This window comes from Clostridium disporicum (assembly GCF_001405015.1).
Taxonomy (GTDB): domain Bacteria; phylum Bacillota; class Clostridia; order Clostridiales; family Clostridiaceae; genus Clostridium; species Clostridium disporicum_B.
This window is the reverse complement of record NZ_CYZX01000003.1, coordinates 100,936-125,715: the sequence shown is the minus strand read 5'-3', so window position 1 is coordinate 125,715 and position 24,780 is coordinate 100,936. Positions and strand designations below refer to the sequence as shown.

Sequence of the window (24,780 nt, the reverse complement as noted above, 5' to 3'; positions counted from 1 at the left end):
GAGCTTAATCCCCTAAAAAAAGCTCTAGGTCTTTTTTTGTTTAAAAACTTTATATATTTATTCTACGTTATTAATAAAGAAATAATTGAATTTATTACAAGGTGTAAAGAGCTTCACTAAATATCTAAATTTTATAAAGTGAACTAAGAAGAATGTCTAAAAATGAAATATGATTTATTAAAAGAAATATAAGTAAAATATTTACAATAAAGTAAGTTAGTACTATAGTTAATTATATAAGCAATGAACTAATTAACTATAGTTGAATATATTAAATTATAAAGGTATAGGAGGCGACGTATGAATTTAGAGTTTACTAATGATGTACCTATATATATCCAGATTGCACAGGCTATTGAAGATAATATATTAAAAGATATTTTTAAAGAAAATGAGATGATTCCATCAACTACAGAGATATCTGTAAAGTATAAAATTAATCCAGCAACTGTTGGAAAAGGATTTAATATTCTTGTTGATGAAGGAATTATTTATAAAAAGAGAGGTATAGGTATGTTTGTAGCAGAGGGTAGCAAAGACTTACTTATGAATAAAAGAAAAGAGAGATTTTTTAAGGATTACATTGTAGCTTTAATTGAAGAGGCAAAAAAACTTAATATCTCTAAAGAAGATATTATAAAGATGATTGAGAGAGAGGAATAAGATATGGCAAAGATAGAAATAAAAAATTTAAGAAAAAAATATGATGATAATTTAGTGCTAGATGATATTTCGCTTACTTTTGAAGAAAATAAAATTTATGGGGTGTTAGGCAGAAATGGAGCTGGGAAAACTACTCTTTTAAATATAATTACAAATAGAGTTTTTCAAGATGATGGAACTGTAGAAGTTGATGGTGAAAATATTCGTGAAAATGATAAAGCTTTAGAAAAAATATACTTTATGACAGAGAGAAACCTTTTTCCAGAAGGCTATAAGGTAAAGGATATATTTAAATATACAAAAGAGTTTTATCCAAACTTTAATATGTCATATGCCTTAGAGCTTTCTAAAAAGTTTGACCTTGATATAAGTAAAAAAATAAAGAATCTTTCAACAGGTTATAGTTCGATAGCTAAGATTATAACTGCTATGGCATCAAATGCAGAGATTGTAATTTACGATGAGCCGGTCCTTGGGTTAGATGCAAATCATAGAGAATTATTTTATAAGGAGCTAATGAAGGATTATATTGAAAATCCGAAGACTATAATATTATCAACTCACATTATTGAGGAGGTTTCTAGCCTTTTAGAAAATGTAGTTATATTAAATGATAGAAAGATAGTTAATACAGAAGAATCAGAAGAATTATTAAACAAGGTTTATACAGTATCAGGGTTAGGTCAAAATGTTGATAAATATATTGAAGCTAAGGAGATTGTAAATATTGAATCATTAAGCAATTATAAATCAGTTACAGTTTTAGGTGAGATTAATAACAAAGATAAGGAGTTAGCAGAAAATCTAGGTTTAGAATTTTCAAAGGTAGAGCTTCAAAAGTTATTCATATACTTGACTAATAAGGGGGAGAGTCATGGTGAATAAGAGCTTTAAAATAGCTAAAATGAATATAAATGATATGGTAAAGCCTATAATAATATTTTATTTAATTATAATAGCTGTAGTAACTTTTACAACAATACAAAATATTACTAATTTTAATGATAACTTTCATATAGTAAATTCAGGATTGGAGCTAGCAACTGTAATATTTCTTTTTGTATGTGGATTAAATTCTTTTAAAGAAAATTTTTATTTTGCACAAAGTAATAATATATCAAGAAAATCATTTATTATTGGTGTTATAGAATCAATATTTCCAATAGCTGTGGTGATGGCTGTAATTGATGTGATGATAAATAGGATTACCAATATCTTTGTTCAAATGCCTACTATTTATGATATATTATATACTTCAACTGGAGCTGATAGAGTAGGGATATATAATGAATGGATTCAAGGTAATAGTTTTTTAACAATAATAAATACATTTCTTTTATTGCTAGCGTTATACTGCTTTGCTTATGTATTAGGTGTAGTGATAAATATGATATATTTTAGATGTAACACAATTATGAAGGTTGTAGTATCAATAATTCCAATAGCATTGTTAAATATAGCTGGAGTTATAGAGTTAAATAATAGATATTTTTTCCCTTCAGTATATGAAGGTATAAGAAAAGTTTTTGGAATAGCAACAAATAATGTTTATCTAGCTTTTTTAAGTTTAATATTAATTGTAATGGTATTAACAGGAATATCATTTTTATTAATTAAAAAAGCTGAAGTTAAGGGGAAATAGTCTATGGATAAAAGTTTAAGGGTAGCAAAGTTTAATATAATAGACATGAGAAAAAGAATTATATATTTTTATCTTATAATATCAATAGTACTAATGTTTTTTATAAATATAGGGCAATATGGAGAGATTCTTTTACCGGTAATAATGGACGTATTAACTTTTATATTTTTACTTTCTTGTGCATCAGATACATTAAAAAATAAATTTAAGTTTGCACAAGCTAATAATATATCAAGAAGTACTTTTATAAAAGGAACTATAATTTCTATATTTCCTATATCAGCGCTTATGGCAGTAATAGATTTTGCTATAAATAGAACAATGAATTTATTTATCAAAGCACCTACATTTTATGATCTTTACTTTACAACCTTTGAAAAGTTTACAGATGTAGAAGGAAGAATTATTTGGATGCAGGATGGTGGCTTGAATGCAATTATAGGATCAGTGTTGTTTTCATTTATGATTTATAGTTTAGCTTCTGTTATAGGGTTAATAATAGGTGTTATTAATTTAAAAACTAGTGAAAGGACTCAGCTTATATGGTCAGTACTTTCAGTAGGATTGTGGATAGTATGGTTTAATATAGATGATAGGTTTCTTATTTTGGATAAGATTAGACCATCTACAGATAATAGGGTATTTTTGGTGTTGTTGATTTATATATTAGTATTTGGTGTATGTATTTTTGGTTCGTTTAAGATGATTAGAAAGGCTACAGTAAAATAAATAAGCTTATGGAACACTACCTAGTAAGTTTATACTTGTTAGGTAGTGAATTTTTTATTTTCTTTTTATGAACTATAGTTTTCGTAAAGTGAACAAATAATAGCAAAATAGTTTAAATATTTTCAAAATTTGAAATTATTTTTTCTGTTATAGAAATATAATAAAAAGTAAGTAAAGGTATGAAATGTTTATTATATTAGAATGTGGAGCTTTTAGGAGGAGAAAAAATGGGTTTTAGAAAAGATTTTTTATGGGGTGGAGCAACAGCTGCAAACCAATGTGAAGGTGGATATAATGAAGGTGGAAGAGGACTTGCAAATGTAGACGTTTCTCCAGTAGGAAAAGATAGATTTGCGGTAATAGCAGGTAAAATGAAGATGTTTGATTTTGATGATGAACATTTCTATCCTGCAAAAGAAGCAATAGACATGTATCACCGTTTTAGAGAAGATATAAAATTATTTGGAGAAATGGGATTTAAAACATATCGTTGTTCAATAGCTTGGTCAAGAATATTCCCAAATGGAGATGAAACTGAGCCAAATGAAGAAGGTTTAAAATTCTATGAAGAATTATTTAAAGAGTGTCATAAGTATGGAATAGAACCATTAGTTACTATAACTCACTTTGATTGTCCAATGCACTTAATTACAGAATACGGTGCATGGAGAAACAGAAAGTTAGTAGGCTTCTACGAAAACTTATGTAATGTAATCTTTAGAAGATATAAAGGACTAGTAAAATACTGGTTAACATTTAATGAAATTAATATGATTTTACATGCTCCATTTATGGGTGCTGGTCTTTACTTTGAAGAAGGAGAAGACGAAGAAAAGATTAAGTATCAAGCAGCTCACCATGAATTAGTAGCAAGTGCTATTGCAACTAAGATTGCTCATGAAGTAGACCCTAACAACAAGGTTGGTTGTATGCTTGCAGCTGGACAAACTTATCCATATTCTTGTAATCCAAATGATGTTTGGAAGGGAATGAATGCAGATAGAGAAAATTATTTCTTTATAGATGTTCAATCAAGAGGACAATATCCTGCATATGCATTAAAGGAAATGGAAAGAAAGGGTACAATGCCAGTAATGGAAGAAGGAGATTTAGAGTTACTTAAGAACCATACTGTAGACTTTATTTCATTCTCATACTATTCAAGCAGATGTGCAAGTGCAGACCCAGAAGTTAATAAAACAACTGAAGGAAATATTTTCGCTTCATTAAAGAACCCATACTTAGATGCAAGTGAATGGGGATGGCAAATAGATCCACTAGGATTAAGAATAACAATGAATACATTATATGATCGTTACCAAAAGCCATTATTCATAGTTGAAAATGGATTAGGCGCAGTAGATACTCCAGATGAAAATGGATATGTAGAAGATGATTATAGAATAGATTACTTAAGAGCACACATAAAAGCAATGAGAGATGCAGTTGTAGAAGATGGTGTTGATTTACTAGGATATACAACATGGGGACCAATTGACTTAGTAAGTGCTGGAACAGGTGAAATGAAAAAACGTTACGGATTTATATATGTAGATAGAGATAATGAAGGTAACGGAACATTAAAACGTAGTAAAAAGAAGAGCTTTGATTGGTATAAGAAGGTTATAGCATCAAATGGTGAAGATTTAGAATAATTAAGAATTAAAAATTTATTATAATAAAAAGTCAGCTTTGCTGGCTTTTTTATTATATAAGTGTTAATCTAATATTAATTTAATCATAATAAGTATTTAAAAATATTATTAAAATAGGAATTATATAGGGTAGATATTAAATATAATTATTATAATGCGCAAAATTTATACTTATTTAAATGATGGGGTATTAAATAATTTGGTTAAAAGGAGGGGTAAAGCCTAAATTACTTATAGTTATGTTAAAAAATAACATAGAATAGGTTTTGGAGGATGTTTATGAGAAGTATTTTAATAATAGTAGATACTGATGATAGAGATAAAGAATTGAGAGATGAAATAGTAAAAAAAATTGATAATCATGTAGAGGGTAAGGTTGAAAAGTATTTTTTATATTTAGACGATATGAATTTAAATCCATGTGTAGGATGTTTTAATTGTTGGGTAAAAACTCCTGGTAAATGTATTATAAATGATGATAATGAGCTTAAGAATAGATTGTTTATAGAATGTGATTACATAGTTTTAGTTTCAAGAATATTGTATGGAATGTATTCTCCATCATTTAAAGTTATTCTTGATAGAATGATACCTAATATTTCACCGTTTTTTCAATTAGCTAATGGAGAGATGCATCATAAAAAAAGATATAAAAAGGATTTTAAGATGTTTGTAATAGGATATTCTACTAAATTATATACTGGAGAAGCTAGTACTTTTAAAGAATTGTTTAATAGAAATATGATTAATTTTCATTGTAAAGAAAATGAATTTTTAATCCTTGAAGATAGTAATAACATACAAAATAAAATTACTACTAGATTAGATAATTTGTGTGGGGTGAATTAAGATGAATATCGTATTGATTAATGGAAGTCCTAAAGGAGAAAAATCTTGTAGTAAATACTTACTGGAAGTAGTTAAAAGTTACTTTGATAAAGAAAATAATGTTTATGAAATTTCTATAGCAGATAAAAGAATAAAAGATGTAGATAAATTTCATGTATTAACTAATTGCGATAATATAGTAATTGCTTTTCCTCTTTATGTAGATTGTCTTCCATCTACAGTAATTAAATTTTTAGAGGGATTTGAAAAATACACAAAAGAAAATAATATAAAATGTGATTCTAGGATATACGGTATTGTTAATTGCGGCTTTTATGAAGGTAAACAGAATAGGCAAGCACTTAAGATACTTAGAAACTTTACAAATCACATAGAAAAATTAAGATATGGTGGGGGAATAGGCATTGGAACAGGTCCGTTTATTGGAAATAGTTCTAGTATTCCATGGCAGGCTAAGATTAAATCATCGATAAAGGAAGTTTTAGACAAGCTTATTGATGTTATAAATAGTGGAGAATCTATGGGTAAGGATTTGTACGCAGAAGCGAATATGAATAAGGTACTTTATATGCAAGCAGGAAACTTTGGATGGATAAGTTCAGGATTTAAAAACAAGGTATATATAACAAGTTTTAACAAGAAGCCATATAAAATTAAATAATTGGATTATAATATTAAAAAAACTGTTAAATATTATAGTAGTAATATTTTAAAGATGTATTATTTTGATACATCTTTTATTTTTTTGAGAAAATTCTATTAAATGTGGGACATATTGAAATTATAAAGTGTAATATGGTACAAGATGATTATTGACCAAGTGGTCAGTTGGTGGTACTATTTAAAATGATGAAAGTAATAATATAAAGGGGTTTAGATATGAGTGATAAAGAACTTCAAAATGCAGAGGTTAAAGATAAAATAATAAAAGCAGCTATAGAAGAATTTGCTGAAAATGGATATAAGGCAGCATCTACAAATAGTATTTGTAAAAAGGCTAAAGTATCAAAAGGGTTAATTTATTATTATTTTAAATCAAAAGAAGAAATTTACTTACATGCACTTAAGTTTGCTATAGATAGATTTAAAGAAAATGTAAATATTGAAATAGATGATAAAGATAAGTGTGGGATAGATTATATAAGCAGATATTTTGATATTAAATTCAAATTCTTTAGGGAGAACCCCCTTTATTCAATGCTTATAGTAAATTCTGTACTTTATTATAACATTGAGGAAGCTATTAAATTAAGTGAAGAATTTCAAGAGTATAATAATAATCTTATATACAAAATCATTAAAAATATAGATATAAATCCTAAATTTGATAGAGAAAAAGCCTTTGAGTTAATAATGATTATAGGTGAAAAGTTAGAAGAAAAGCATATGAGAAATATTGGGGATAAAGATAAAGATACAGTAATAGAAGAGTTTAGAAAAGACCATAAAATAATGATAGAAATGGTCTTTGAAGGTATAGATAAATAAATGGAGGAGTAAAAATGATAAAAGGAATTATTTTATTAACAGTATTTGTTGTAATAGCATTTTTTGTAGGGAAGCTAGTTACTAAAGTTAAACTACCATCTATTCTTGGATGGTTATTAACAGGTATGATTATAGGACCTCACGCATTAAATTGGATGACACAAGGATTGCTAGACTCAAATTGGTTTCATATTTTAAGTAACGTTGGAGAAGTAACTGCAGGTATGTTAATTGGTACGGAATTAATATTGAGAGAAATTAAAAAGTCAGGAAAACAGATAGTAACTATTACTATATTTGAAGGGTTGATTACATTTATAATAGTAGCAATTGCATTTTTCTTTGTTGAAGATATTCCAATGTCAATTGCATTAATATTTGGAGGAATTGCATTAGCAACAGCTCCGGCACCATCTTTATCGATAGTTAGAGAGTACAAGGCAAATGGACCAGTTGCAAAAACTTTAATACCACTTGCAGCGTTAGATGACATATTAGCAGTAATAGTATTCTTTTTAGTTATTGGTGGAGTTTCAAGTATGTATACTGGTGGAAGAATCCAAATACTTCCTATATTAATGATGGTAATTTTACCAATGGTAGTAGGTGGAATAACTGGATATATAAGTGGTAAAATTCTACGTAAGAGCTGTGATAAGAAAGAAACTATTATAAAGAATATGCTGCTTATAATTGTTACAGCTATGATTGGTAGATTTGTAAGCCAAAATATATTAGAAATTAATTTATTATTAGTAGGTATAGCATTTTCAGCTGTTATTGCAAATATGGTTTCAGAAGAGAGATTAAAAGAAATAATGGGAGCTATGAATCCTATTATTGCTGTGGCATTAATGCTTATGATAGTAGCATTAGGAGCACCACTAGATTATCATCTAATATTAGGAGCTGGAGCACTTACTGCTGTATATATAATAGCTCGTGCTATAGGTAAAATATTAGGTGCATACCTTGGTGGTAAAATATCAAAGGCTGACAAGAATGTATGTAAGTATTTAGGGCTTTCATTACTTCCTCATTCAGGAGTATCACTTTTATTTACAGGAATAGCAGTAACAACTTTATTACCAATAGCACCTGAGTATGCAACTATGATTCAAGGAACAATTGCAGCAGCGGCAGTAATAAATGAAATTATTGCAGTATTTTTAGCAAAGCAAGCATTTAAGATGGCTGGAGAAATTAAATCAGAAAAACAAATTCCTGACTCAAAAGTAGTAAGTTAATAAATTAGATAAGTTAAGTAAATAAGAAGTAAAAAAAAGTGGATTCAATTAGAATCCACTTTTTATTTTTTTATGTAAATGAAACTCCATAATTTTTTATTAATATTATAGTATGCTCTTTAAGCGGAGCATCTAAAAATATGCATATTATTAGTAAGCTATAAGTTATAGAGGTGATTTTATAATTGTTGGGGTATTATTTTTTATTAAATCATAAACTTATAGTGTAAGTAATAGTAGGGAGAGAAATGATGAGTAATAGTACATGTAACTATTATTTAGATGAAAATGCTCCAGGATATGTAGTGGAATATAGAGGGAATTTTAAGGAACAAATTGATAAGGTAGATTATGCATGTGGTGATACTATTACAGATACATTAGCAGTAGTAGCTGTAAGTGAAGAAAATCTTGATAGATTAAGAAAAGATGTACCGGCAATAATATTTATTGAGGCTAGAAGCGTATATACACTTCAAGATATATCACCAAGTGATGTTGATAATATATATCAAGTTAAAAGTAATCCTTATATAGGTTTAAATGGAAGAGGAGTTTTGGTTGGAATAATAGATACAGGGATTAATTACTTGAATAAGGAGTTTATTAGAGAAGATGATACTTCGAGGATAATTAGTTTATGGGACCAAAGTATACAATCAGATAGAAAAGAGAATGTATATATAGGAAGAGAATTTACCAATGCAGAAATTAATAATGCAATTAAAGCACAAAAAAATGGACAAGATCCATATGCACTTGTAAATAGTAAAGATGAAGTAGGGCATGGCACAAAAATGGCAGGGATAATTGGTGCTAGAGGATATAACGGAAAAATGGTTGGAATAGCCAATGATTGTGATTTTTTAGTTGTAAAACTTTTTGAATCACCTAATTATAAGACAATTTTAAAGAGGAACAATCTTCATATAGTTCCTGTTTATAATAATTCAGAAGTATTAGCAGCTATTGCCTATCTAGAAAAACGAGCACAAGAACTAGAGAGGCCGATAGTTATATACTTAGGAGTTGGTAGTACACAGGGAAGTCATGATGGATATAATATTACAGCAAGATTTATTACTTCAATAGCTGATAAAAGTGGAATTATATTTGTTGCAGGTACTGGAAATTTGGGGAATAGTGAAGGCCATGTTACAAGGTATATTAAAAATGTAGGAGATATTGATACCGTTGAAATAAATATACCTAGAACTATCGAAGTCTTCAATTTCTATATATGGGTTCAGAAGCCAAATAGAATGTCTTTAAGCATAATTTCTCCAGCAGGGGAGGAGATAGGCTTTTTTATACAAAAAGTACAAGCAAAGTATGATAGAAAGTTTTATTTAACAGATACAAATATTCAGGTTGAAGAATATGATCCAGAAAACTATACAGGACATCAGGTTTATCATCTAAAATTTAAAAGTATAAAAGCTGGTATATGGAAGCTGAAATTAAAAGGAGAGTATATAATCAATGGAAGATATGATATATGGTTAAATGATAAAATGTTGATGCCGGAGGGAACTAAATTTTTAGAACCTAGTCCATATAATACATTAACAATACCATCTACTGCTATGAGAGTGGTAACAGTAGCGTATTACAGTAATATAACCGGTGGAATTCAAGCAGAATCAGGAAAAGGATTTAATGCAAATTATCTTATCAATCCAGATATAGCAACGGTTGGGACAAATATATTAACAATAGATTTAGATGGGAACAATGTCATTTCAACAACTGGAAGTTCTGCTGCAACAGCAATCGTAGCTGGAGTATGTGCGCTTTTACTTCAATGGGCAGTAACTGATAAAAATGATTTAGCTATTAATTCTACTAAAATTAGGAGTTTATTAATATATGCAGCAAAAAGAAAAGGTAATTTTATTTACCCAAATGAGGAAAATGGATATGGTGATATGGATTTAGATGAGGTATTTAATATAATAGCTGGAAATTATAGAATTAGTGATAATGAATACGACGAGTATCATATTAATAATTTATTTGTAAGAATTCCAAAACAATAGTATTGAATTGGAGGACCTTAAGTGGAATATTTAAAAATTAATAATTATAATCCTAAATATAAAGAGAATATTTTTATCAATAGGAATTATTTACATTACGTAATTCAATATGAAGGAGAAATAAGTAATATAAAAGAGATTTCAGGAACACACATAACTGTAATAAATGATAGTTTTGCGATACTTTCTGTTGAACAGAGTAATATAGAGTATACCTTTGATGCAACGGAAATTGTAAATAAAATTAATGAAAGTGAAGTAAGTAATAAATTTTATATAGTATATCTTGAACCGTTAACACTGTTTTCATTACAACAAATATCAGCTATTGAAGCAGTAGGAGTAAATCTTTTACAGGACCAGATGCAATTGAATTTAACAGGTAAAGGGGTAGTTGTTGGGATAATAGATACAGGTATAGACTATTTAAATGAAGAGTTTATGGATAGTGAAGGAAATACCAGAATTAATCTTATATGGGATCAAACTATTGATTCTATTAAGGAAGAGAATAGAGAGATTCCTTTTGGAGAAGTGTATACAAAAGATGATATAAATAGAGCAATACAGGCAAAAAGGAATGGAGAAAATCCATATAGTATAGTTCCAAGCAGAGATATGAATGGACATGGAACAAGTATGGCGGGAATAGTTGGTGCAGCAGGGAAAAATCCAGATATAAAAGGTATTGCACCAGAATGTGAATTTGTAGTAATAAAATTAGTTGAATCCATAGGATTTAAATATAGAAATGGGTATGATGAAAGTGTAACAGTATTTGATGCATCAGTTATTTTCGCAGCAATAGAATTTTTAAATCAATATTTATTAATACAGCAAAAACCTGTCGTAATCCTTCTTCCATTGGGAAGTAATGCTGGAAGTCATAAAGGAATAAATCTTTTGGATTCTTATATAGAAAGTATAACTAGAAACATAGGAATAGCTGTAGTTAGTGGAACTGGTAATGAAGGAATTGAAGATGAACATGTTTCAGGGATAATACAGGAAGTATCAGGTGAAGAGGTAGTGGATTTGATAATGGATGAAAATCAGAAAGACTGTTTTGTAGAAGTGTGGGTAGATTTGCCTAATATAATGGAGGTTGGTCTTATATCTCCATCAGGAGAGGCCACTGGAATTATTCAGCTATCATTTAACCTTCAGGAAAAATATGAATTTACTATAGAAAATACAAAAGTGATGATAAATTATTTTGTTCCAGAAAAATATAGTGGTGATGAGTTTATAATGATTAATTTTTCTAATATTACTCCGGGAATTTGGAGTATAGTATTAAAATTAAAGCTTGGTTCAAATGCAAGATATAATATGTGGACAATGCAGAGAGAGCTTTTGGAGAAAGGTACAAGATTTAGCCCTAGCGATCCATATGGAACTATAACTATTCCAGGAGACTCATCTTTTGTTATAATTGTAGCTGCATATAATCAAAATAATAATAATCTTTTGGGCTACTCAGGTACAGCATTTAGAGATGATAAGGATGATAAGATAGACTTTGCCGCAGGAGGAGTAAATACGTTAACGGTAGGACTTAATAATACTACAAGGATTATTAATGGTACAAGTCTTGCAGCTGCTATTGGAGCAGGAGCTTGTGTATTATTATTTCAGTGGGGGATAGTAAATGGCAATTATCCATATATGTATACACAGAGTATGAAGACATTTTTTAGGAGAGGGGCTGAAAGAAGAAGAGGAGATAAATATCCTAATTCGCATCTTGGATATGGAATAATTAATTTTTATAAAATATTTAATAATATGACATAAAACTATTTAGATGAAATTTTCACAATACAAAGTTACTCTATAAAGTTTAAATATATCATAAAGAAGTAACAAAAATAATGAATTATTATATTATATATTGTAGGGGAAAAGACGGGGTTCGTTAGATAGATTTATTTTCATGTTCAGTACTAGATTTAATAATAAACATACAAGGAGTTATAGGTAATATATGTGTTATGAATCTATCATCTTAAAGTCTTAAATTCCTTGATATGAAACTTATACCTACAAGTTGTAGAGAAGCCGTATTACTAGTTTAGTAATACGGCTTATTTTTATATTATATATAATATTACGAGATAGAAATTTCAAAGTTGAAGTAATCTAATAAAAGAAGTTGTTTGATTCTGTTTCTTGAGTATTACTTTCAGTAGTACTATTAGAACTAGAGTCTTCTTCTAGACTATCTTTATATAGTTTAATAAATGCATCTAGTCTGTAGAAGTTCGCAAATAAGCTTATTAGATAAGAATCCTTAAGTTGTTGTAATGTTGCTAAATCAGGATTTTCTTCGGTATTATTAAGTTTAAGTAAAGCCTCTGAATATCTATTCATTGATACTATCCATAATAAGGTATATCCAATAGAAATTAATATTTGACCATAAACAAAGGTTTCTTCAGGTGTACGACCAGTGTTATTTATATTTAATATATCTAATGTATCTAAATTGGCAGCAGAGAAAAATGTTAGATATCCGAAAGATGCAAATAATGCTCCTATTTTTTCTAAGTTAGCTAAGGCTAATTCTAAATCTTTTAGGTATAATTCAAAAGCATCTGTTGAGGAAGTGCTTTTATTTGAATTTTTATTGTCTTTACTTTTTTTCAAAAGATGCCTCCATAAAAGAATTTCATGATAGTATATGCAAAAAGATGATTATTTGAAAGCGTAAAGCATGCTTTTATGGAGAAAATAAATTTCAACTTTTTTATAGCTAAGTAAGGATATAAAAAAGTTGAAATTTATATGTTTGTGTTATAGAACTTTTAGGTCTAGAAGTTCTACATCAGAAGATATAAAACCTTCTTTTATAGGCTCAACATTCATAAGGTCTGTCGATAAATATTTTTTATTATCATCTGCAAATACAGTAACTATATTGCCTTTGAAATTATTTAATTCAAGGGCTTTTATTGCACCTATAAAGTTAGCACCAGAAGATATTCCAACACCTAAACCGAATTTTTTACATATCATTTGAGACATGATTATTGAATCACCATCATCTACGCTAATTACATCATTTAATTTCGATAAATCTAAAATCGCAGGTATAAACTCATCTGAAATTCCTTGGATACGATGCTTGCTAGATGTATGTTTTCCTTTTGATAAAGTTGGAGAGTTAGATGGTTCAAGAGGATAAATTTTTAAATTCCGATTTCTTTCTTTTAAATATTTACCTATACCCATTACTGTTCCACCAGTTCCTACACCAGCAATAAATAAATCAGCTTTTAGACCATGCTTTTTTAATGCATGATATATTTCAGGACCTGTAGAGTAATAATGAGCATAAGTATTATCTACGTTAGAAAATTGTCCAGGTAAAAATATATCAGAACAATTTTTAGAACATTCCTCTGCTAAGGATACACATTTTAGGAATCCACCATCTTCTTTTGATACTAAGTGAAGTTTTGCATTATAGCTTTCTAATAGCTTCATCCTTTCTGTACTAAGCCAGTCAGGCATATAAATATGCACTTCATGTCCTAAATAAGCACCTATAGCTGCAAAAGATATACCAGTATTCCCACTAGTAGCTTCTACAATAATATCATTTTCTTTTAATCTCTTATCTGAATATGCTTTTTTTATCATATATATTGCGATTCTATCTTTAATGCTTCCAGTTAAGTTGTAGTGTTCAATTTTAGAATATACCTTAAGAGGTTTTCCTTTATAAGTAAAAGAAATTTCAACTAATGGAGTGTTTCCTATAAGTTTTTCTAAATTACTTATTTTATTTGAAATATTCATAATTAAGACTCCTAAACTAAGATTATTAATATTAAATATATGTCTTAGATTTAGAAATATTTATTATAAATTTTACGAATTCTTAAGCATTTATAGAATTTTTATCATCTAAAGGTGTAGAAATTTCTTTCATTGCTTTCTTAAATTGAATTATAAATAATATTGCTGTAGTTGTAACTGCTAAGATATCTGCAACAGGTTCAGCAGTAAATACAGCTGTTGTTTTATCTTCCATAAACATTGGCATAATATAAATTAAAGGTATTAATAAAATTATTTTTCTAAGCAATGCTAAGAATAAAGATGCTTTTGCATTACCTAGAGCAATAAATGTTTGTTGGCATGCAATCTGAATACCGAAAATACAAGATACAGCCATATATATTCTAAGTGCTCGACTTGCAAAATCTACAAGCTCAGGGTCGTTATTAAATATTAATATAAATGCTTGAGGGAAAATCATTGCAGAAGCCCAAAGCACAGTAGAGTAAGTTAAACATGAAATAAGTAAAAGCTTAAAGGCCTTCTTTACACGATCAGCATTCTTAGCACCAAAATTATAACTAATAATTGGTTGTCCACCTTGAGTTAATCCTGTTAGTGGAAGCATAGAAAATTGCATAACACTTGTAAGTATTGTCATTGCACCAACAGCGATATCACCACCATATTTTAATAGTGAAGAATTAAAACAAACTGCGATTAAACTTTCAGTAGCTTGCATAATAAATGGAGCAAGTCCAAGTGCTATTGATGGAAGAATAATTTCTTTTGATAGACGTAAATGTTTTTTACGTATCTTTAAGGTAGTCTTCTTTCCTGTTAAGAAGAATAAAATCCAAATCATTGATAAAGATTGTGAAATTATAGTTGCAAGAGCGGCACCAGCTACCCCCATATTAAATCCGAAAATAAAAATAGGATCTAGGATAATATTTGTTATTGCACCAATTAAAACAGTAAGCATACTTGTTTTTGCAAAGCCTTGTGCACTTATAAAGGCATTAAGACCAAGCGTTAATTGAACAAATATAGTACCTAAACTATATATTCTCATATAGCTTGTTGCATAAGTTATTGTATTCTCACTTGCACCAAATAATAAAAGTAAATCTTCAGCGAAGAATAAAAATATTATTGTAAGTGTAATAGATATAATTACAAGTAAGGTAAAAGAGTTACCTAAAGTCTTCTCAGCAGTGTCTTTTTCACCTTTTCCAAGAAATATAGATGCTCTTGGAGCGCCACCCATACTAACAAGTGCTGCAAAAGCAGAAATAATCATTATTAAAGGTAAGCAAACACCAACACCTGTTAAAGCTAGCTTGCCCACATTAGCAATATGACCAATATACATACGGTCAACTAAGTTATAAAGTAAGTTAATAATTTGTGCTGCAATTGCAGGTACTGCTAATTTAAAAAGTAATTTTCCAACACTACAGGTTCCTAGTTCTTCTGTTTGATTATGTTGCATAATATCAGTCTCCTTCTTTATTTTAAAATAAAATTGACAATGATTTATATTAATTATAATATAGTTTACAAGGAAACAGTTTATAATTCAACTATCTTGGAGGAAAAATGGATACAAATTTTAAAATTTCTAATATTTTATATAATATGAAACATATTGGTGATTTATATTATGACCTTTCTTCTAAAGCTGCAAAGGAATGTAATTTAACAAAACCAGAAGCAGATATTTTACTTTTTATAAAAAATAACCCAGAATTTAATACTGCAAAGGATATAGTTAAACTTAGAGGATTTTCAAAAGCATATGTATCTAAGGCTGTGGAACCTTTATTAGATAAAGAATTAATAACAATCGAGATAGATAAAGAAGATAGAAGATGTCAACATCTTCTTCTTACAGAAAAATCAGAACCATTACTTGATATATTATTAAAGATGCAAAGAGAATTTATTGATATTATTACTGATGGTATTGATAAAGAAGATATAAAAACATACATAAAAATTATGGATAGTTTTTATAAAAACTCTAAAAAAAGGTAAAAAATATGTATTAAAAATCTTTTTATAACAAATAATAAGAATAATTATTATAGTTATAAGGAGTTTTTTTTATGAAAAAGATACTTATTAGTACAATTTTTGTTTTAATTTTAACTTTTATAATTACTTCATATACAAGTGCTGAAAATGTTAAGAATAATATTGAACTTGAAAAAGCAATAATTAGTAATGTTAAGGTAACAACTGAAGGTAATAGATATATGACATTTTATGAAGATATAAATGGAGGAACTAATAATGAAGTATTAGTTTATATATGGGGACCAGACTTTAGCAATAGCTGTGGAGATACTTTATTAGTATTTACTGAAGAGAATGGAAATTATAGTTTTATATCTAAGACTACGAGTGTTAATATGCCAATAATAATAAGTAATTCAAAAACTAATGGATTTAATGATATAATTGTGTATGTTACCGGTGGTGGGGTTAAGAATGGATTTTATACAGCATTAAAAAATCAAGAAGGTAGATATCCACTCAATCCAAGTGTTCAACCAAAGGTAGATTTAGATAAAATACATGTTAAAAGGTTAATTAACGTAAATATCAATCAGAGTACAGGAGAAGAGTTAAAGTTGTGAAAGAGTATAAGTTTGAAGCAGAGATAAAGAAGGTAGATGGAAAAGATGCATCATATATAGAGATACCATTTGATGTGGAAAAGGAGTTTGGAGCAAAAAGAATAAAAGTTAAAGCTTCATTTGATGGAATTGAGTATAGAGGTTCTATTGTTAAGATGGGATTACCTTGTTATATGATAGGACTTACTAAGGATATACGCAATAAAATAGGAAAAACTTATGGAGATACTGTTAAAGTAATAGTAGAAAGAGATGTTGAAGAGCGTATTATAGAAATTCCAGAAGAGTTAAAATTGAGATTTAATGATAATAAAGAGGCATATGATTTTTATAATGATTTATCATATTCTCAAAAGAAAAAATATGTTACGTGGATAAATTCTGCTAAGAAAAAAGAAACATTTGAGAAAAGAATTAATGATACTATAATAAAATTATCAAATAAAGAAAAAATGTAAATAAGATTATTTATAGGAAATTTTAATATGTAAGCCCCTTCTGTAAATGCAGAAGGGGTTTATGTTTAAATTAATATTTGTAAATTAATGTCGAAATGAAAAAAGAATAGAATGTCGAAAATGGAAAAAAATACTCTAAATATAATATTTGTATAAAAAATTTGCTTATGATAAAATAAATGAGTAGTATTTATGGGATACGGGGGATGAAAGATGGAATCTGTTTTTAATTGTATTGATGAATGCATAATGGTTCTAGATGAAAAAAATATAATAAAATTCTGTAATAAGAGTTTGTTAAATATATTGGGCTATAATTTGAATGATATACAAAAAAAGAATTTGATTAATATTATACAAGGGATTAATAATTTCGATAGTGATGGAGAAGTAATTATTTATAACAAAGAAAATACTCCAGTTCAATTTACATATAAAGTAAACAATGCAATATGGAAAGGAAATAGTGCAAAAATTTTAGTTTTAAAAGAAAAAGAATTATATACCAAGGCTGATTTAGAAAAGATATTAGAAAATATTCCGCTATTGGTATGGATGAGAGATTTAGAAGGTAAATATATTTATGTGAATAGAGCATATTGTGATTTTATGAAACTAAGTAAAGATGAAATAATAGGAAAGAGAGATAGAGATTTTCTTTGTAAAGAAGACTCATCTGTTATAGAAGAGGAAGATAGAAGACTAATAAAAGAAAAGTGTAATATTATTGAGCAAGAGGAGCTTAGAATAAAAAATAAATTAGCCCTGTTTTTTGTAGCTAAGGATGTGGCAGTAGATAAAGATGGGGATGTTAAATATGTTTTTGGAGTGGCACATGATATTACAGATATTAAGAAGATAGAAGAAAAAAGAAGAGAACTTGAGAAAGAGATTGAAGTAGAAAAGATTAGAAATGAATTTTTTAATAATATTTCTCATGAATTTAAAACTCCACTAAATGTTCTTTTATCTACTACTCAATTAATAGGAAGCCATATAAAAGAGCGAGATATTAAAGAGATAAGTGGAGAGAAGATTAAAAATTATATCGAAATGATTGAGAATAATTCTTATAGGTTATTGAGATTAACTGATAATCTTATTGATATGACTAAAATAGATACTGGAGAATATAAAATAAATTTAGAAAATAAAGATATTGTATCTATAGTTGAAGATGTAGTATTAACAGCTTGTGATTGCATGGGGAATTTCAGTGGTGAAATTATTTTTGATACAAACGTAGAAGAAAGAATAGTTGCCTGTGATCAAGAAAAAATAGAAAAAGTTATACTTAATTTACTATCTAATGCAGTGAAATATGGTAATGATAATGGTGAAATCTTTGTTAATATAAACTCTTATGAAGATAGTGTTGAGATTTCTGTAAAAGATAATGGAATTGGAATATCACCAGAGAATATTAATAATATTTTTGAGAGATTTGGACAAGAGGATAAAAGCTTATCAAGGAAACAAGAGGGAAGTGGATTAGGTCTGGCATTAGTAAAGTCAGTAGTAGAAATGCACAATGGAACTATTAATGTACAAAGTGAACTAGGAAAAGGTTCAAATTTTATAATTACACTACCAGCAAAAAGAGTAGTTAAGAGTGAGCAACTTAAATTTAATATTTGTAACCAAACAATTTTTGAAAAATGTATGATAGAATTTTCAGATATATATGCTATTATATAATTTAATATAGATAGACAAGTAAACACCTGCTATATAAGTAGGTGTTTTAATTTGTATTAAATATAGAATATTAAAATACTTTAAATTAATATTAAGATTAACTTAAGATATTTTATAAGATTTTGTTGTAAAATATAAGTAAGACCCAAAATCTATGATTTTGATGGTCGAAGTCAACTGAAAGTCCAAATTTGTAATTTGGTAACTTGAAGTTATACAGAGTATACACCTACGAACGTCAGTGAGTAGAGTGTTTCATTAAGTGACCCAAAATCTATGATTTTGATGGCGAACTTAACTGAAAGTGTTTCATTAAAGGAGTAACGAAATGTCCAAAATTATGATTATAGAAGATGAAGTAACTATTAGGGAAGAGTTGAAAGTATTTTTAACTAGGTATGGGTATGAGGTATTAGTTCCAGATGACTTTTCTAATATTATTGATTACGTAAAAAGTAAAAATCCAAACTTAATATTATTAGATATAAACTTACCTATATTTGATGGGTATTATATATGTAGAGAGATACGAAAATTTTCAGAGGTTCCTATAATTATAGTCACTAGTAGAGATAGTGATGTTGATGAGCTTATGAGTATGAACTTAGGGGCTGATGATTTTATAACTAAACCTTATAATACACAAATATTATTGGCAAGAATTGAATCTATATTAAAGAGAGTATACAGAAATTCCACGGTTCAAGATGTATTGGAGTATGGAGATATGAAGTTGAACTTATCTAATGGAACTATAGTTTATAATGATAAAGTTATTGAATTAACTAAAAATGAATTGAAAATTCTATCATATTTAATAAAGAATAGAGGAAAAATTGTATCAAGGGAATCTCTTATAAATTATCTTTGGAATTGTGAGATGTTTATTGATGATAATACTTTATCAGTAAATGTTACACGAATTAGAAAGAAGCTAGAGGAGATTGGATTATCTAACATAATTGAAACAAGAAGAGGGTTAGGTTATATAATGGTATGAATATTGTAGAATATATAAAAGAAAGGATACCTTTTCTAATAATAAATTTAGTTTTATTTTTTATTGTTGCAATTTTTATGTATATAGCTAATGTGCCTAAAAGTATAATAATAATAGTATTTTCAATTTGGTTTTTACCATTAGTATCTTATATAGTAATAGAATTAATTAAGAGTAAAAGGTATTTTGATAGTATAAATAATGTATTAGAGAATTTAGATAAAAAGTATTTATTACCAGAGGTTATAGATGAAGCTAATTTTATCGAAGGAAAGATATTAAATAATATTTTAAAAACTCTTAGTAAGGATATGAATGAACGAGTAAAATATTTTAAAGATGAACAGTTAGAATATAGAGAGTATATTGAAACATGGGTTCATGAAATAAAGACACCTATATCATCAACTAAGTTAATTCTAGAGAATGATGATAGTAAATTAAGCGAAAGAGTTAATTATGAAATTAGAAAAGTAGAAAATTATATTGATCAAGTTTTATATTATGCTCGAAGTAGTGATGTAAGCAAAGATTACATAATTAAAGAATTTGATTTAAGAGCAGTAGTAATGAAATCTATTAAATCAAATTCTAGAGATTTTATAAATAAAAAGATTAAATTAGAGCTAAAAGAAGTAAGTGGAAAGATATTTAGTGATGCAAAATGGATTGAATTTATAATAAATCAGGTAATAGTAAATGCTATTAAATTTTCTGAAGCTAATAAAGGAGTAGTAGAAATCTATTCTGAAGAATATGAAAATAATATAGTACTAACTATAAAAGATAATGGTGTAGGTATAAGTGATAAAGATATAGATAGAGTTTTTGAAAAAGGATTTACTGGAGAGAATGGAAGGCGATTTGGTAAATCTACAGGTATAGGTCTTTATCTTTGTAAAAATCTTTGTAGAAAATTAGGACTTGGAATAACTATAACTTCTAAAGTAAATGAAGGAACAAAGGTTAATATAGTATTTCCAAAAGGAAGATTTACTGATTTTTAAGATTAGTTAAGAGTATTTATATATTGTAGTAAATAAGATTATAAAAACTAAAAATATGATAACCATAGTATATGATATTAGAAAAATAATTACTAATACTATATGCTGTGGTTATTTTTATATTTGAAAATAACCACATAGATATATTTTCATATATCTCATATACAAGTATGTGCAATATTGATTAAGGATTTTATCTTACAAATTTGTAACTTATATGAAAGCTTAATCAATATGTGGCTATGATATTTTAGTATAGAATAAATTATGTTGAAAGCAATATTAAAGAATTTAAATATAAAAAGAAAAATGCAAGAAGTTAAATTTATTATAAATTTTGGAGGTAGGAAGAGTGAGGAACATATTAAAAGTAGAGAAAGTAGAAAAGTATTATGGAAATAAAGATAATATAACAAAGGCTATAGATAATATTAGCTTTAGAGTTGATAAAGGGGAATTTGTTGGAATAATGGGTCCATCAGGATCTGGAAAGACAACACTGCTTAATTGTATTTCAACTATAGATACAGTAACTACAGGTAATATAATAATAAATGATAAAGATATAACTAAGATGAAATCAAAGCAATTAGAAAATTTTAGAAAAGATGAATTAGGGTTTATATTTCAAGACTTTAATCTTTTAGATACATTAACTGCATATGAAAATATAGCTTTAGCATTGACTATACAAGGAGTTAAGCCGAGTTTAATAGATGAAAAAATAAAAAATGTTTCAAAAAATCTTGGAATAGAGGAAGTATTAAATAAATATCCATATCAAATGTCAGGAGGACAAAAGCAAAGAGTTGCATCTGCTAGAGCAATTGTAACTGACCCATCATTAATCTTAGCAGATGAACCAACAGGAGCACTAGATTCTAAGTCATCAAGATTATTATTAGATTCTTTCGAAAAATTAAATAAAGATTTAGATGCTACAATACTTATGGTTACTCATGATGCTTTTACAGCAAGTTATGCTCATAGAATTCTATTTATAAAAGATGGAAAAGTTTTTAATGAGTTAGTAAGAGGAAACGATTCAAGAAAAGAATTCTTTAATAGAATAATTGAAGTTGTAACTCTGCTTGGAGGTGATGTTGAGAATGTATTCTAAGATAGCTATAAATAATGTAAAAAGAAGTTTTAAGGATTATGCAATATACTTTTTAACAATATCTTTTGCTGTATGTATATTTTATAGCTTTAACTCTATAGAATCACAAAAAGCATTATTAGATATTAATAAAAATCAAGCAGAATATATAGCACTTATAACGACTTTAATATCATATGTTTCAGTATTTGTATCATTTGTTTTAGGTGGATTAATTCTATATGCAAATAATTTCTTAATAAAGAAAAGAAAAAAAGAACTTGGAATTTATATGACACTTGGAATGAGTAAGAGAAAAATATCAAAGATATTATTAAGTGAAACTTTAATAGTAGGAGTATTATCTCTTTTATCAGGTTTATTATTAGGATTAGGTGTATCACAAGGTCTATCATTGTTTACAGCTAAATTATTTGAAGTTGGAATGTCTGAATTTAAATTTGTAGTATCAGGTAGTGCTATTTTAAAAACAGTATTATATTTTGCTTTAATATTTGGTGTTTTAATGATATTTAATACGAGAATTATATCAAAATATAAATTAATTGATATGTTAACTGCAGCAAGAAAAAGTGAAGATATTAAAATAAAAAATCCGATAGTTTCATCAATTATATTTATCATATCTATGATAATTTTATTTACAGCATATTATTTAGTAAGTAAAAGTGGACTAAATATGGAAAAGCTAGGATTTAAGCTTTCAATAGTATTAGGTGTAATAGGAACAGCAGGATTTTTCTATGGAATTTCAGGATTTTTATTATCAATAATTCAAAGAAGTAAGAATATATATCTTAAAAAGTTAAATATTTTTGTTACAAGGCAAATAAGTAGTAAAGTAAATACTAATTTTGTATCAATGACAGTAATTTCACTTATGTTATTTATAACTATAGTACTTTTATCAACAGGGTTAAGCTTCAAAAGTGCTTTAGAAAAAGGTATAGTTGCTCCATATGATGCTTCAATAAAGTTATTTACAGATGAAGATAGCACTTATAAAAGTATGGAGGATGTATTAAAAGAAATTAATTATGAATTTTCTTATAGTGAACCTATATTTATTAATGGATATGTAATTAATGGGATAGATGCTAACACTATACTAAAGGATTATGCAGTAGGAGAGTTTAAAAGGAGCTTAGATGATGGAAAGCACAGATGGGAATATATAGATGCTATTAAGATTTCAGATTATAATAAAATAAGAAGTTTATATGGTGAAGAGCCATTAAATATAAGTGATAATGAAATATTAGTTACATCTAATTTTACATCAGCGAAAGATTCAGTAAAAAACTTTATTGAAAGTAATCCACAGATTAGCATAGCTGGAAAAGAGTATAAGGTAGCTAATAAAGAATATTTAAGCGAAGCAGTATATAACTCTGAAATAGCAGATAATGTGTTAACTATTATAGTGCCAGATGATTTTAAAGATATGACTTTAGATTCAGCATATATGAATATGAATTATAAGAATCCTAATAATCCTACAGAAGAAGAGGAAATGATTAGTTTATTTGATTCTTTAAGTGGATATAAGAGTGAAGGAGCACTTAGTAGTAGTTATACTAGAGGAGAGAAAGATGAAATTCATAATCTACCAATGTTAAGATATACAAAGAAGCAGCTTTATGAACAAAGTAAAGGGCTGACTACAATGATACTTTATATGGGATTATATTTAGGAATTGTATTTTTAATTTCTAGTGCAGCGGTTTTAGCTCTTCAACAATTATCAGAAGCTAGTGATAGTAGTGATAGATACAAGGCATTAAAGAAAATTGGTGCAACAGAAAAGATGATAAATAAAACTATATTTACTCAAACAGTAATTTATTTTGCAATGCCATTAACACTTGCAATAGTAAGCTCAATAGTTGGAATATCGGTAGTTAATAAATTTATAGCTTTATATGGAAAACCTAATATTGTACCAACAGCATTAATGACTTTAGGAATACTTATTGTCGTTTATGGAGGATATTTTTATACAACATATACAGGATATAAGATTATAATTAAAAATTCAAAATAGATAAATAAAGGCTATGTTAAAATCCATTTTAAGAAATTGAAATGATTTTAATATGGTCTTTTTCGATTATTACTTCAAGGTTGGAGCAAATAAAAAATATATTAAATAATATAGAGTATGAGTACAGACAAAGGGTTGTTATTATGGGAAAAAAATCTTTTAAATATAAAAAAAGAAAAAGAGATAAGCAAGAGAAATCTACTTATTATAATGATAAAGAAAGTGAAAAGTTACAACTTCTTGCTGTACAACAATCAGTAATAATACTAAATATATATGGACAAGTATTACTATATAAAGCTGCATTATTAGGAGTTGAACTAGTTGAGACACATTTTACAAATAATGAACTTCAAATAGAAGCAGATACTTTGGTAAAGCAGGCAGTCTATATATTTTTAATAACTGGATTATTATCAGCTCAGCTTGCAATGATTAATTATAACCTAGCATATGAAGATATAAATAATGGAGCTGATTATTCGATTCAACCTAATATAGACTTAATTACTGCAAATGTTCTAAATGTAACAGCAGCAATATACTATATAAAAGCTGCCAATGGATTATATGATAGGGATAACTTACAACCTATTTTCGGATTTAGATAAACTTAGACACTAGAAATTAAAGATATTAGCGAAAAACTATCGGGAAATATTGATGAAAATAGTAAATAATGTTAAAATTATGGAGGGGATAATACTATA

The 24,780-nt window shown here is 27.4% G+C and carries 23 protein-coding genes; 20 read left to right on the top strand and 3 right to left on the bottom strand.

Going from position 1 to position 24,780, the window contains the following annotated elements; all coding sequences use genetic code 11:
* The first annotated feature begins 300 nt into the window (after window positions 1–300).
* The 11 genes from ARA56_RS02895 to ARA56_RS02845 all read left to right on the top strand — a co-directional run bounded on the left by ARA56_RS02895 (window position 301) and on the right by ARA56_RS02845 (window position 12,109).
* The gene (locus ARA56_RS02895; RefSeq protein WP_055263765.1) at window positions 301–663 is read left to right on the top strand and encodes a GntR family transcriptional regulator; all 363 of its coding nucleotides are present in this window, start codon (window positions 301–303) and stop codon (window positions 661–663) included.
* Window positions 664–666: 3 nt separating this feature from the next.
* On the top strand, window positions 667–1,548 hold the full coding sequence (locus tag ARA56_RS02890; protein ID WP_055263763.1) for an ATP-binding cassette domain-containing protein: 882 nt from the start codon (window positions 667–669) through the stop codon (window positions 1,546–1,548).
* A complete protein-coding gene (locus ARA56_RS02885; protein WP_055263761.1) occupies window positions 1,538–2,305 on the top strand; it encodes a hypothetical protein in 768 nt (255 codons plus the stop codon). The genes ARA56_RS02890 and ARA56_RS02885 overlap by 11 nt, the downstream gene beginning before the upstream one ends.
* A gap of 3 nt (window positions 2,306–2,308) precedes the next feature.
* Window positions 2,309–3,034 carry a hypothetical protein gene (locus ARA56_RS02880; RefSeq protein WP_055263759.1) on the top strand — a complete coding sequence of 242 codons (726 nt, stop codon included), beginning with the start codon at window positions 2,309–2,311 and terminating at the stop codon, window positions 3,032–3,034.
* 227 nt (window positions 3,035–3,261) lie between these two features.
* A complete protein-coding gene (locus tag ARA56_RS02875; protein ID WP_055263757.1) occupies window positions 3,262–4,689 on the top strand; it encodes a 6-phospho-beta-glucosidase in 1,428 nt (475 codons plus the stop codon).
* A 279-nt stretch (window positions 4,690–4,968) separates the two neighbouring features.
* Entirely contained in the window at window positions 4,969–5,538 is a 570-nt protein-coding gene (locus tag ARA56_RS02870; RefSeq protein WP_055263755.1) for a flavodoxin family protein, read from the top strand.
* Between the two features lies 1 nt (window position 5,539).
* The gene (locus ARA56_RS02865) at window positions 5,540–6,199 is read left to right on the top strand and encodes a flavodoxin family protein (protein ID WP_055263753.1); all 660 of its coding nucleotides are present in this window, start codon (window positions 5,540–5,542) and stop codon (window positions 6,197–6,199) included.
* A gap of 218 nt (window positions 6,200–6,417) precedes the next feature.
* The gene (locus ARA56_RS02860; protein WP_055263751.1) at window positions 6,418–7,026 is read left to right on the top strand and encodes a TetR/AcrR family transcriptional regulator; all 609 of its coding nucleotides are present in this window, start codon (window positions 6,418–6,420) and stop codon (window positions 7,024–7,026) included.
* Between the two features lie 14 nt (window positions 7,027–7,040).
* Window positions 7,041–8,273 (top strand): cation:proton antiporter, encoded by a 1,233-nt coding sequence (locus ARA56_RS02855; RefSeq protein ID WP_055263749.1) that lies wholly within the window; start codon window positions 7,041–7,043, stop codon window positions 8,271–8,273.
* A gap of 251 nt (window positions 8,274–8,524) precedes the next feature.
* Complete coding sequence (locus tag ARA56_RS02850) at window positions 8,525–10,312, top strand: S8 family peptidase (protein WP_172675733.1); 1,788 nt, start codon at window positions 8,525–8,527, stop codon at window positions 10,310–10,312.
* A 21-nt stretch (window positions 10,313–10,333) separates the two neighbouring features.
* Window positions 10,334–12,109 carry a S8 family peptidase gene (locus ARA56_RS02845; RefSeq protein ID WP_055263745.1) on the top strand — a complete coding sequence of 592 codons (1,776 nt, stop codon included), beginning with the start codon at window positions 10,334–10,336 and terminating at the stop codon, window positions 12,107–12,109.
* Window positions 12,110–12,454: 345 nt separating this feature from the next.
* On the opposite strand, the gene ARA56_RS02840 is transcribed toward ARA56_RS02845, so the two are convergent.
* The 3 genes from ARA56_RS02840 to ARA56_RS02830 all read right to left on the bottom strand — a co-directional run bounded on the left by ARA56_RS02840 (window position 12,455) and on the right by ARA56_RS02830 (window position 15,593).
* A complete protein-coding gene (locus ARA56_RS02840; RefSeq protein ID WP_055263743.1) occupies window positions 12,455–12,961 on the bottom strand; it encodes a hypothetical protein in 507 nt (168 codons plus the stop codon).
* A gap of 147 nt (window positions 12,962–13,108) precedes the next feature.
* Window positions 13,109–14,119 carry a PLP-dependent cysteine synthase family protein gene (locus tag ARA56_RS02835; RefSeq protein ID WP_055263741.1) on the bottom strand — a complete coding sequence of 337 codons (1,011 nt, stop codon included), beginning with the start codon at window positions 14,117–14,119 and terminating at the stop codon, window positions 13,109–13,111.
* A gap of 79 nt (window positions 14,120–14,198) precedes the next feature.
* On the bottom strand, window positions 14,199–15,593 hold the full coding sequence (locus tag ARA56_RS02830; RefSeq protein WP_055263739.1) for an MATE family efflux transporter: 1,395 nt from the start codon (window positions 15,591–15,593) through the stop codon (window positions 14,199–14,201).
* A 107-nt stretch (window positions 15,594–15,700) separates the two neighbouring features.
* Between ARA56_RS02830 and ARA56_RS02825 the strand changes: the two genes are divergently transcribed.
* From ARA56_RS02825 to ARA56_RS02785, 9 genes are all read left to right on the top strand, one after another.
* Window positions 15,701–16,138, top strand: a complete 438-nt coding sequence (locus ARA56_RS02825) for a MarR family winged helix-turn-helix transcriptional regulator (protein WP_055263737.1) — start codon at window positions 15,701–15,703, stop codon at window positions 16,136–16,138.
* A 71-nt stretch (window positions 16,139–16,209) separates the two neighbouring features.
* Window positions 16,210–16,743 (top strand): hypothetical protein, encoded by a 534-nt coding sequence (locus tag ARA56_RS02820; RefSeq protein WP_055263735.1) that lies wholly within the window; start codon window positions 16,210–16,212, stop codon window positions 16,741–16,743.
* Entirely contained in the window at window positions 16,740–17,201 is a 462-nt protein-coding gene (locus ARA56_RS02815; RefSeq protein WP_055263733.1) for a YdeI/OmpD-associated family protein, read from the top strand. The genes ARA56_RS02820 and ARA56_RS02815 overlap by 4 nt, the downstream gene beginning before the upstream one ends.
* Before the next feature lie 213 nt (window positions 17,202–17,414).
* Window positions 17,415–18,899: a sensor histidine kinase gene (locus ARA56_RS02810; RefSeq protein ID WP_055263731.1), complete on the top strand. Its 1,485-nt coding sequence runs from the start codon at window positions 17,415–17,417 to the stop codon at window positions 18,897–18,899.
* 328 nt (window positions 18,900–19,227) lie between these two features.
* Window positions 19,228–19,899 carry a response regulator transcription factor gene (locus ARA56_RS02805; protein WP_055263729.1) on the top strand — a complete coding sequence of 224 codons (672 nt, stop codon included), beginning with the start codon at window positions 19,228–19,230 and terminating at the stop codon, window positions 19,897–19,899.
* Window positions 19,896–20,906, top strand: a complete 1,011-nt coding sequence (locus ARA56_RS02800) for a sensor histidine kinase (protein WP_055263727.1) — start codon at window positions 19,896–19,898, stop codon at window positions 20,904–20,906. Before ARA56_RS02805 ends, ARA56_RS02800 begins: the two co-directional genes overlap by 4 nt.
* Before the next feature lie 352 nt (window positions 20,907–21,258).
* The gene (locus ARA56_RS02795; protein ID WP_055263725.1) at window positions 21,259–22,026 is read left to right on the top strand and encodes an ABC transporter ATP-binding protein; all 768 of its coding nucleotides are present in this window, start codon (window positions 21,259–21,261) and stop codon (window positions 22,024–22,026) included.
* Window positions 22,016–24,070, top strand: a complete 2,055-nt coding sequence (locus ARA56_RS02790; protein ID WP_055263723.1) for an FtsX-like permease family protein — start codon at window positions 22,016–22,018, stop codon at window positions 24,068–24,070. The genes ARA56_RS02795 and ARA56_RS02790 overlap by 11 nt, the downstream gene beginning before the upstream one ends.
* 143 nt (window positions 24,071–24,213) lie before the next feature.
* A complete protein-coding gene (locus ARA56_RS02785) occupies window positions 24,214–24,681 on the top strand; it encodes a hypothetical protein (protein WP_055263721.1) in 468 nt (155 codons plus the stop codon).
* Window positions 24,682–24,780 lie beyond the last annotated feature (99 nt).